The sequence below is a fragment of the Sanguibacter sp. 25GB23B1 genome, from assembly GCF_040012415.1.
In the GTDB taxonomy this organism is placed as follows: domain Bacteria; phylum Actinomycetota; class Actinomycetes; order Actinomycetales; family Cellulomonadaceae; genus Sanguibacter.
On record NZ_JBDYKL010000040.1, the window covers coordinates 35,567 to 45,989 of the forward strand.

Genomic DNA, 10,423 nt, shown 5'->3' on the forward strand with positions numbered 1-10,423 from the left:
TTGACATCGGTCTGGTGGTGGATCAGAGACGGGGCGCCCGGCTCAGGGAAGCTCGAGGTTCCCGTCGAGCACGCCGCCGCGGTGCGGCTTGTACTGGTCGTAGCCGCTCGGGTCGCACTGGAGCCCGCCGTTGATGCAGTGCTTGACGAGGGCGTCCAGCGTCGCGGGGTCCCAGGCATTGATGAAGTCGAAGTGCCACGAGCTGTCGGCGCCGCTGACGAGGCGCACCTGGGACATGTCGCCGCTCTTGGGCCATCCGATCTTGAACTCCAGCATGGGGACAGCGACGGGGTGGGAGAGGGTGCACTGGCCGTCCACGGGGTAGGCCATGTGGCTCGTGTGGTCAGGGGAGTCGAGGTTGACCCCGTCCCAGCAGCTCGGTGCCTGGTAGCGCAGGTTGAGCTGGCTGCCCTCGGCGCAGAAGGACGGGATGCTGTAGGAGTTCGAGACGTCGCCGCACTCGTACCCTTCGACGGCCCCGGGGGCGTCGCGGAACTGCGCCTCGGTGGCCATCATGTTGCCGGCGAGGATCTTCAGCCCGAGCGGGAAGGGCTTGACCTTCTTGTAGTCGACGATCCCGGACTTGTAGTAGATCGTCTCGGCGATGTTCGGGACGACAGGGGTGTCGCCGTCCATGAGCGTCGGGAACCAGTAGGCCGAGAGGTCCGCCGGGACGGTGCAGGTGGTCTCCCCGGCGGCCTGCAGGGACGTGAGCGTGGAGTGAGCGTCCGTCGAGGTGTTCCCGACGAACGTGTGCAGGTGGGAGCGGCCCGGCTGTCCTGGGAAGACGATGGGGTCGTCCGGTGCCAGGTGCGAGGTGGTGCAGTTCGCCTGGAACTCGTGGTGCGTGACCTCGTCGTCGAAGTCGGGAACCTCCGGGTCGGTGCTGGCCGCCCCCCCCGATCCGTAGACCTCGAGCTCCCAGAGCGAGTAGCCGTAGTCGGTCCCACGCTCGATGGCGACGAGCTGGACGTACCGGCCGGACGCGGAGACGTCCACGGCCTGTCGCCCGCCGGTACCACCGGTCACCGTGGCGACGGTCCGCCAGGTGACCGCGTCGTCGGACGTCTGGATGACGAAGTCCTTGCCGTACGCAGACTCCCAGTCGAGCACGATCGTCGTCATCGTGGCCGGTGCGCCGAGGTCGATGCGGAACCACTGGTCGTCGGCGGCGTTGCTGGCCCATCGGGTCTGCGGGTCGCCGTCGACCGCGTAGCGCGGCCCGAGGTTGTCGGCTTCCGAGCTCGAGGCGATGGCGGCCTTGCCGGTCGAGATGAGGGCGTCGTCGGCGGCGCCCGCGGTGGTGACGGGGCCCGCGACGGCGGCGAGCACGAGAGCGGCGGTCGCGAGCGACGAGCCGATGAGCGAGGTACGGGCCCGGCGTGGTGACCGGGGGGGTCGGTGAGGACGTGTCAGGGCATGGCGATGCATGAGGCCTCCTGTGGTGTCGGTGAAGAACCGGGACGAGCGGACAGGGTCAGCGCGTCTGATAGACGCCGACCTCGTAGAGCGAGTACCCGTATGCGGTGCCGCGCTCGGTGAGGTTGAGCCGCACGTAGCGGCCGGATCCTGTGACATCGAGGCTGTCGATGCCACCGTCGGCGGCGGTCACGGAGCGGACGGTCGTCCAGGTGGTGCCGTCCACCGACGTCTGGACGTCGTACGACGTGGCGTGCGCGGTCTCCCAGACGAGCTGGACGTGGTCGAACGACTGCACGCTGCCGAGGTCGACCTGGAACCACTGCGCCGGCTCCCACGCGCTGGCCCACCGGGTCGCGGCGTCGCCGTCGGTGGCACGACCGGGCGTGTAGTCGGCCCCCCACGGGTCGAATGACGACGCGGTGGCCGGCTTGCCCTGAGCGAGGTTGGTGCCGTCGACCGCGGGAGCGACGACGCGGAAGGACTTCGTCTCGACCCCGACGTTGCCCTTGCCGTCCTCGACGAAGACATAGGCCTTCCACACCCCGAGCGTCTGCGGCGCCGTGAGCTGGAGCGCGCCCGACGGAGTCGTCGTGAAGGTCGCCGCCGCCAGGCCTCCGGCGTCGTTGATGTACTTGCTGTTGAGGAAGACGAAGCGCTGCAACGGGTCGCCGTCGGGATCCGTGACGTCGACGTCCAGCGTGACCGTGGCGCCGGCCTCGATCGCTGTCGAGCCCGGGATGGTCATCGAGGTGATGCGCGGCGGGGTGTTGGCGCCGGCGGGCACGCCCCACGCCTGCGCGAGGGAGTAGTAGCCGAGCCGCTTGTTGTCGCCCGGGATGACGTTGAACCACACGCCGCCGAAGTCGCCCTCGATCCCGTAGTGGAAGAACGTCGCTCCGAGGCCCACACCCTCGTGGTCCGTGATGCACTTCCACGACTTGACGTAGGCCTGGCCCTTCTCGAGGTCGGTCGGCTCGTCCGGGACGCCGTTGACGTCGTCGGGAACCTCCCACTCACCTGCGGCTCCGCCCTCGGTGACGATGTAGGGCTTGTCGAACCCGCCCGCCGTCCAGGTGTCGCGGATGTTGCACACGTCGCCGTAGGAGTTCACGGCGAGGAGGTCGAGGTCGGGGGCGTTGTCCTTGAGGTAGTCCCACGCTCCGGTCCAGGCGTCCGTCGAGGTGACCGGGTGGTTCGGGTCGATCTGGTGGATCGCCTGCGTCACCTCGTTCACGTACGCCGCGTACGCGTTGCGGTTCGCCTCGAGCTGCTCGCCCGAGTAGCAGTTCTGCAGGCCGAGGAGCGACTCGTTGCCGACGTTCCACATGAGGATCGCCGGGTGGTTCTTGTAGGTCTCGACCCAGCTGAGGATGTCTGCCTTGGTGGTGGCCTTGTAGTCGGCGTCGGTCGTGTAGTCGATGCACCCGCCGGAGCCGGGGCCCCCTCCGGGCAGGAGCCAGAAGCCGCTCATCACGCGGACACCGTGGGCGGCCGAGGCGTCGAGGAGCTGCACCGTGTCGGCGCCCGTGCCCCAGGTGCGGATGGTGTTGGCACCCATGGCGACCAGCCCCGGGAGGTAGTGGTTCGCCGTGCTGAACGACGGACCCCACGTCATGCCCTTGACCGTGAACGGCTCGCCGTCGACCTCCAGGCCCCAGGCTCCGTCTCCGCCGGTGACCTCCACGACGCTCGGCGTGGTGAACGGCCCAGGCTGGTTCGGGTGGCCAGGGTCGACCGGGCCGGGATCGATCGGGTCCGTCGGGTCAGGCGGGTCGGTGGGGTCGGTCGGGTCGGTGGGGTCGGTGGGGGTGTTGGACCCTGGCGTGCCGTACACCTGGAACTCCCAGAGCGAGTAGCCGTAGCCGTTCGCCCGCGCGGTGCCGAGCATGCGGACGTACCGACCCTCGCCGCTGACCTCGAGCGTCTCTCGGCCTCCGGGGGCGGCGTCCGTCGCGTGGACGGTCGACCACCGCATCCCGTCGTCGGACACCTCGATGGTGTACGCGGTCGCTCTCGCGGTCTCCCACTCGAGGACGACCTTGTCGATGGTGCTGACGGAACCGAGGTCGACCTGGAGCCACTGAGGGTCGCTCCGCTCGCTGGACCAGCGAGTCGTCGGGTCGCCGTCGACCGCGGCCGAGGCGGGCGTGTAGTCCGCGTTCTCCACGGAGGAGGCGGTCACGGTGCGGCCCTGGGACAGGAGCGTCGACGGATCGGCTGCGGTGGCGCTCGACGTCGCGGCGGGCACCAACAACGTCGACAGTGCGAGCGCAGCCATCGCGACGAACGACGTGCGGACACGCGAGCTACGCCGGAGCCCGGGACGTGTGCCTCGTGGAAGGGAGGGGTGTGGATATGCGGACTGAGACCTCATGCGGTCGTACCTCTCGCGTCGCGGCGTGCTCCTCGTTGAGCAGTGCCAGGGAAGCGAGCGCTCTCACACCGCAGGGGGAAGATGTGTGTGAGAGCGCTCTTACAACCGCAGTATTCAGTCGTGCTGAATAGGTGTCAAGCGGACGAGAGGTGCGCTTTCGCTCGCAGGAGGCGCCCTCACGCACCCGAGAACGGGACAGATGGTCGATCTGAGCATCTCGGAGACGGCCAGTGTAAGAGCGCTCTCATGATCGTGCTACGGTCGGTTCATGCAAGACGAACTCGTGGCGACGGTCCCGCCGACCCTCGAAGACGTCGCCCGGTCCGCCGGCGTCTCGCGCGCAACCGTCTCTCGCGTGATCAACCAGAAGCACCGAGTGGCCCCGGGTACCCGCGACGCAGTCATGAATGCGGTCGTCGCAACCGGATACGTTCCCAACCGGGCGGCTCGCTCGCTGGTGACGCGCCGCACGGGAACGGTCGTCATCATCGTCGCCGGTACGGACCGCAACCCGGTCGAGGGTTGGGAGGACGGGGGCCAGGACGTCGGCAGCCTCTTCGACGACCCCTTCTTCGGCCGTGTGGTCGGTGGATTCATCCGGACCCTGCGCCCACGGGACGTCCACCCCGTCCTCATGCTCGTCGACACGGCAGAGACGCGAGACCAGGCGCTCTCCTTCGTGCGCCAGGGCAACGTCGACGGCGCGCTCCTCGTCACCACCCGCCCCGACGACCCGCTGTCTCAGCTGCTCATCGACACCGGGCTCCCCGCAGTGCTGTTCGCACGGCCACCGCGGTCGATCCCCATCAGCTTCGTCGACATGGCGAACCACGACGGTGCGCGGTTGGCAGCCGACCACCTCGTCGCCCGGGGATGCCGGTCGATCGTGGCGATCGCAGGGCCTCAGGACGTGCCAGGTGCCCAGGACCGCCTCACCGGGTTCCGTGACGCGATGGCTCGGCACGGCCACGCCTACATCCCCGTGGCTGCCGGGAACTTCACGGTCCCCAGCGGCGAGGAAGCCATGCAGGCGCTGCTCGACGAGACCCCCGACCTGGACGCGGTGTTCGCGTCCAACGACCTCATGGCGTTGGGAGCGTTGCACACCCTGCGGGCTCGCGGTCGCCGAGTCCCCGAAGACGTCGCCGTCATCGGGTACGACGACACCGCGCTGGCCGCGCTGTGCCGCCCGGCCCTGACGACGATCCGTCAGCCGATCGAAGAGATGGCTGCCGAGATGGCGCGGCTCCTGCTCGAGCACATCGCCGATCCGCAGCGACGACCGTCGTCGGTCGTCTTCGATCCCGTCCTCGTGGTGCGTGACTCGGCGTAGTCGAGGGGGCTCGGTGAGCCTGCTCGGATGTCCACCCGTTGACCTCGCCCCTCGCGCGTCGAGCGCCCCGCGGTTCCGCGAGGCGCTCGACGTCCTGCTGGGCTGCTGGTCAGAAGGAGTACACCTCCATCTCGGCGACCTGCGCGGCAGGCCACCCGCTGTTGGCGGTGACCTCGATCTGCACGTGCTGCTGCTGCGATGCTCCTGGGAGCAGCGCGGTGACCCGGTTGTCGTCCACCGCGGGGTCGAACACGTACTCGGTCGCAGGGACGGCAGTGGTCCACGTCTGCCCGTCCGTGCTCGTGCGGATCTCGATGACCTGGGTGCGCGTGCCCCACCCCGGTGTCACCTGGAGCACGATGCGGGCCAGGTCGCTGGGCCGGCCGAGGTCGACAGCCAGCGTCTGCGGGAACGAGTCGTTCGTGCTCTCCCAGTAGGTCGTGGTGCTGCCGTCCACGGCGTTCGTACCGCCGCAGCATCCTGGTACCTCACCGCTGGTGACGACCGGGCGGGACGCGGCGAGGTTCCCGTCAGGGCTGTTGAGGACGTCGCCGCGTAGATACACCTGGTACCGGCCGGCCGGCGTCCCGTCCGAGATCGTGAGTGCTCCGACGCGCTCCCCCCGCGGGGTCGGTGCGAACGCGATGGTGGCGACGCACGAGGCGCCCGGGGCGAGCTCGGCGTCGCACGTGTGGTCGAGCGTGAAGGATCCTGTGATGCTCACCGAAGCCAGGCGCACCTGTTCGGCCGTCGGGTTGGTGATGGTCACAGCCTGCGGATCGCTCAGGGCGACGTCGCCCTCGGTCGCGAACTCCAGGGTTTCTCCGAGGCCGGTGACCTCAAGAGGTCCCGCTGCCGGGTACCCGCAGGTGGAGTCCGCCCAGCCCGTGTTCTTGCCTGCGTCGACGACGGTGAAGCCCGATGAGCAGTCGTACACCCCGCCGGTGCCCAGGCCTGACGCCGAGGTTTTGCGGAACGAGGCCGATCCCGAGGCGTTGAGCTGCAGGGCGAAGGTTCCGGCACCGAGGATGGTCGTGTCGTTGAAGACCGCACCTGTCACCGACTGGTCGAAGAACTGGATCGCCGAGTAGGAGCTGTCCTCGATGATGTTGCCGCGGACGTCGAGCGCGGCCGTGAGCGGCGAGTCCCCGGCCCAGAACCACAGCGCCCCGTTGCCGATGTGAGTAAACAGGTCGAGGCTCCCGGTGCGCAGGAGGTGGTTCCTGCTCACGGTCGTCGTGCCCTCGTGGGCCAGGGCGCCGAACCGGTTGGCGATCTGGATGCCGCCGCCCTGCGTGAGGGTGTCCGTGACGAGGTTGCGCGAGACCGTGATGTCACGGCCGCCGTAGATGGCGATGTTGTTCGCGAGCGTGGGTGCCTTGACCGTGTTGCGGGTGTAGGTGTTGTCGGCGTTGATCTGGCCGAGCGACCACATGGCCAGCCCGTCGTCGCCCGTGGTGCGTACGTAGGTGTCGCTGACGGACGAGTTCGTGACCCCGGTGACGAAGTTGATGCCGTCGGCCGTCTGGTCGAGGATCCGGGAGCGAGTCACGGTGAAGTCGTCCATCGGTCCGGTGACCCAGATCCCGACCTTCGTGTGCTGCATCCACACCTTGTCGACCGTGGACCGGCTCAGAGCGCCGCCGATGGCGTTCTTCGGATCGGTGTCGTTGCGCTCGCGCACCTCGCCGAAGATCGCGAAGTCGGACAGGTGGACGTCGCTCGATCCGCCCTCGGTGGCCTCGCGCCCGAAGACACCCACACCGTCGCCGGTCAAGGTGCTTCGCCACTGTCCTGCGCCCCGCAGGGTCACGCGGTCGACGAGGAGGTGCCGCGTCACGAGGAAGGTGCCTTCAGGTAGCCACACCGTGCGCCCTGTCCCGGAGGCTGCGTCGAGCGCCGCCTGGATGGCGTCGGACGAGTCGTTCACCCCGGTCGGGTCCGCGCCGTACGCGACGACCGACTCGGCGCCGCGGGGCATCGTCGTCGGCGCCGCGACCTTCTCGAAGTCGACCACGTCGACGACGTACCAGGGTGCGACGTCCTGTTCCCCGACCTGGAGGCGCACAGCGGTGCCGGCCGGGTACGTCTCGCCGAGGAGCACGCGGCTGTCGTCATACATGTGGCGACGACCGCCGTCGGCGGGGTCGTTCGTCCACGGGAACTGCCCGTAGTACCAGGAGTACCGTGATGTGAGGGCCAGGGACTGGATCCGCTGCCCGTCGACGTAGACGCCCAGGGTCGCGTCGATGCCCGCACCGTCGGCGGAGTCGGGGATGCTGTAGCGGAGGTTGAGCGCGTTCGCCGGCTTCGTCAGGGTGAACTCCACGTACTCGCCCTGTGTGTCGAGCTGGACCGCCTGGCGCCCGATCGCCTCGGCTGCGAGCGTGCCGTAGGCGCGGTCCGGTCCGATGACCGTCCCGTGCACCTGTGCATCCTCCGCCTCGTGCTCGATGAACGGGACGCGTGCGCCGACGCCCCCGGGAATCGCCGGTGCCGACTGCAGCCGTGCGGACGGCGGGGGTGCTGAGGGTGGCGCGGCAGCGGTCGCCGGCACCATCCCGATCAGCAGCGACGCCGCGAGCACGCCCGCAGCCGCTGTGGTGCGACGGGCCGGATGGTTTCTCCAGGTCATCTTCGTCTCCTCGTTGAAACGTGGTGTGCTGAAACGTGGTGTGCTGACGTGTCGCGCCGCGGACCGGTCGGCCCGCGGCGCGAACGGGTCGATCAGAGGGCGTCGTCGGGTAGTCGTTCGAGGATTGCTCCGAACAGGTTTCCGGGCAGGTCCAGGGCGTGGAGTGCCTCGACCCGGGCTCTGCCGCGGAGGTTCCGGGCAGCGGCGTAGGCGGACTCTTTGAGGCTGAACGCGATCTGGGCTCGGTCGAGCACGTCGAAGACCGCTTCCCCTGCGTCGGGGACGCGGAGCTGGATGCCCGTGAGCTCGACGACGAGGCCCTCCGAGAGGTCGACGACGCCCAGGTCGACGCGGGTGGCCGCTCCGAGCTCGCTCGGGGAGGGGCGCTGCTCGACGGCCGTCGGCGCCGTGGCGTCCGGGCGAGCGTCGGTCCCGACCGATACACCTCCGATCGATACACCTCCGATCGATACCCCGTCGACCGACGACGCCCCGGCGACGTCGAGCATGAGCCGACGGCGCGGTGGCGCGGCGGGGCCCCGGGGGGGATCGATGCGGAGGCTGGCGTCCGCCCTGCCCTCGCTGTCCGACCGCCACGTGAGCGTGAAGGCCGTCTCGTACCGGTCCGCGAGCTCGACGTGGGCCCCACCGTCGTCCTCGTGCAGCAGGGCGCGCCCGTCGCCTCCGGGGACGAGCCGGACAGCGAGGGCCGGAGCGCTGCTCGTGACGTCCGCGGTCGAGTCGGCAGCAAGAGTCAGCACCGATCCGGCACGGGCGAGGACCGGCACCTCCTCGAGGTCCCGGTGGAGGACGACGGTCCGCCCGCCCTCGTAGCGCAGCCCCGACACCACGTCGAACCAGGTGCCCTCGGGCAGCCACGCGCGGACGTCGGCGAGGCCGGTCTGCTGGTCGGCCGGACGCGTGATGGGAGCGACGAGGAGGTCGGCGCCGAAGAGGTACTGGTTCGGCACCTGATAGGCCTCCGGTGACGACGGGAAGTCGTGATACATCGGCCGGGCCACACCGACACCGTCGGCGTGCGATGCCCAGGCCGCCGTGTACAGGTAGGGCACGAGCTCGTGGCGCAGGCGGAGGTACCGCCCCATGACGCGCTCTGCCTCGCGACCGAAGCGCCAGGGCTCCTTGGAGTTGAACGGGCTGCTCGACGAGTGGAGGCGGTTGACCGGCGAGAGGGCGCCGAGCTGGACCCACCGCGTCGCGAGCTCGTCGTCCTTGACGCCGTGCATGTGCCCGCCGATGTCGTGGCTCCACCAGTGGTAGCCGATGTTCGCGGCCGTCGCGGTGAAGTACGGCTGGAAGTCGAGGCTGGCCCAGCTGACGATCGTGTCGCCGGAGAACCCGACCGGGTAGCGGTGGGACCCGACCCCGGCATAGCGGGAGAAGGTGAGCGGCCGCCGGCCGTCGCGTCCGGAGTCGAGGTAGTGGAGGTGGTTGAGCATCCACAGGGGATCGATCCCGGGAACCTTGGACGCGCCGCCGGACTGCCAGTCGAGCCACCAGAAGTCCACGCCGATGGCCTCGTGCGGGTGGTGGAGCCGGGCGAGATAGGAGTCGACGAAGGTCGGTGACGTGATGTCGAAGGCGATCCCTCGACCGTCGTCGGGATCGCGCCCCAGGTCGCGTGCCATGTCGGCGTACGCGTCCTCGTGCCGTCGCACGCCGTCGGCTGGGTGCACGTTGAGGCTGACGGCCAGCCCGCGGTCGTGCAGCGCCGCGAGGAACGCCTCAGGCTCAGGGAAGAGCTCCCGGTTCCACGAGTAGCCGGTCCACCCGCTGCCCAGCGCGGGATCGATGTCGACGAGGTGCCAGTCCATGTCGATCACGGCGACGGAGAACGGCAGGCCGGTGGCCTCGAACCGGTCCATGAGCTCGAGGTAGGAGTCGGCGGAGTAGCGGTGGAACCTGCTCCACCAGTTGCCCAGGACAAACCGCGGGACCAGAGGGTTCGGTCCGGTGAGGCGGAAGAAGTCGGCCAGCGCCGCGCGGTGGTCGAGCCCGTAACCGAAGAAGTACAGGTCCTGTCCGCCGGTCGGGCGGGGGCGGACCTCCCCGTCCGGGGTGAGCACGGCGGTGCGGGAGTCGTCGACGACGGAGAACCCGTACGTGGCGAGCAGCCCGGGCTCGAGCGGGCACGCCCCGTCGATCTCGTCGAGCGTCCGCGCTGTGCCACCGAGGTTGCCCGCCCCCGGCGTGCCGGGCGAGAGGTCGTCTCCATAGCGCCACGTGGTGGTGTGTGCGGACTGCGCGCGGTGGCGCAGCGTGATGGACAGGCCCCCCGGCGTGAGCGCCTCACCGTCGTAGCTGACGTGCAGGTGCTCGGTCCACAGCTCCAGACCGTTGCCGTGCCGCTCGATCGCGAAGTCCGGCACCTCGAACGCACGGCTCTGCACCGTCTGCGTGGGCAGGTCCGTGAACGTCTCGTCCGGGTGCCGCTCGATGCGCACGAGCCGGCTGGTCAGGACGGTGATCCGGTACCCGGCGCCGGTGACCACGGCCCCCGGTCGGGCCTCAGCGAGGCCGTCTCTCTTGCTGTCGCGCGTCATGACGCTCATCCCTTCACTGCGGCGCTGGCCGCTCCTGCGACGAACCGCTTCTGGAACACGAGGTAGACGACGAGCACCGGCACGACGGAGATCGC

General features: G+C 69.6%; 5 protein-coding genes. 1 reads left to right on the forward strand and 4 read right to left on the reverse strand.

The features are described 5' to 3' along the window. Nucleotides 1-42 precede the first annotated feature (42 nt). A complete protein-coding gene (locus ABKW26_RS17685; RefSeq protein ID WP_348595370.1) occupies nucleotides 43-1,431 on the reverse strand; it encodes a DUF1996 domain-containing protein in 1,389 nt (462 codons plus the stop codon). A gap of 46 nt (nucleotides 1,432-1,477) precedes the next feature. Beyond that, nucleotides 1,478-3,700, reverse strand: a complete 2,223-nt coding sequence (locus tag ABKW26_RS17690; protein WP_348595371.1) for a discoidin domain-containing protein — start codon at nucleotides 3,698-3,700, stop codon at nucleotides 1,478-1,480. A 364-nt stretch (nucleotides 3,701-4,064) separates the two neighbouring features. On the opposite strand from ABKW26_RS17690, the gene ABKW26_RS17695 reads away from it, so the two are divergent. Further along, nucleotides 4,065-5,129, forward strand: a complete 1,065-nt coding sequence (locus tag ABKW26_RS17695) for a LacI family DNA-binding transcriptional regulator (RefSeq protein ID WP_348595373.1) — start codon at nucleotides 4,065-4,067, stop codon at nucleotides 5,127-5,129. A gap of 109 nt (nucleotides 5,130-5,238) precedes the next feature. Here ABKW26_RS17695 and ABKW26_RS17700 read toward each other — a convergent pair whose 3' ends face one another. Then, nucleotides 5,239-7,764, reverse strand: coding sequence for a glycosyl hydrolase family 28-related protein (locus tag ABKW26_RS17700; protein ID WP_348595374.1), 2,526 nt, complete (start codon nucleotides 7,762-7,764; stop codon nucleotides 5,239-5,241). 92 nt (nucleotides 7,765-7,856) lie between these two features. Then, nucleotides 7,857-10,328 (reverse strand): TIM-barrel domain-containing protein, encoded by a 2,472-nt coding sequence (locus tag ABKW26_RS17705; RefSeq protein WP_348595375.1) that lies wholly within the window; start codon nucleotides 10,326-10,328, stop codon nucleotides 7,857-7,859. Nucleotides 10,329-10,423: the final 95 nt, after the last annotated feature.

Excerpts from the sequence above, each read along its gene's own strand:
- ABKW26_RS17685 (WP_348595370.1), bottom strand. The coding sequence starts at position 1,431 with ATGCATCGCCATGCCCTGACACGTCCTCACCGACCCCCCCGGTCACCA.
- ABKW26_RS17700 (WP_348595374.1), bottom strand. The coding sequence starts at position 7,764 with ATGACCTGGAGAAACCATCCGGCCCGTCGCACCACAGCGGCTGCGGGC.
- ABKW26_RS17705 (WP_348595375.1), bottom strand. The coding sequence starts at position 10,328 with ATGACGCGCGACAGCAAGAGAGACGGCCTCGCTGAGGCCCGACCGGGG.
- ABKW26_RS17695 (WP_348595373.1), top strand. The coding sequence starts at position 4,065 with ATGCAAGACGAACTCGTGGCGACGGTCCCGCCGACCCTCGAAGACGTC.
- ABKW26_RS17690 (WP_348595371.1), bottom strand. The coding sequence starts at position 3,700 with ATGGCTGCGCTCGCACTGTCGACGTTGTTGGTGCCCGCCGCGACGTCG.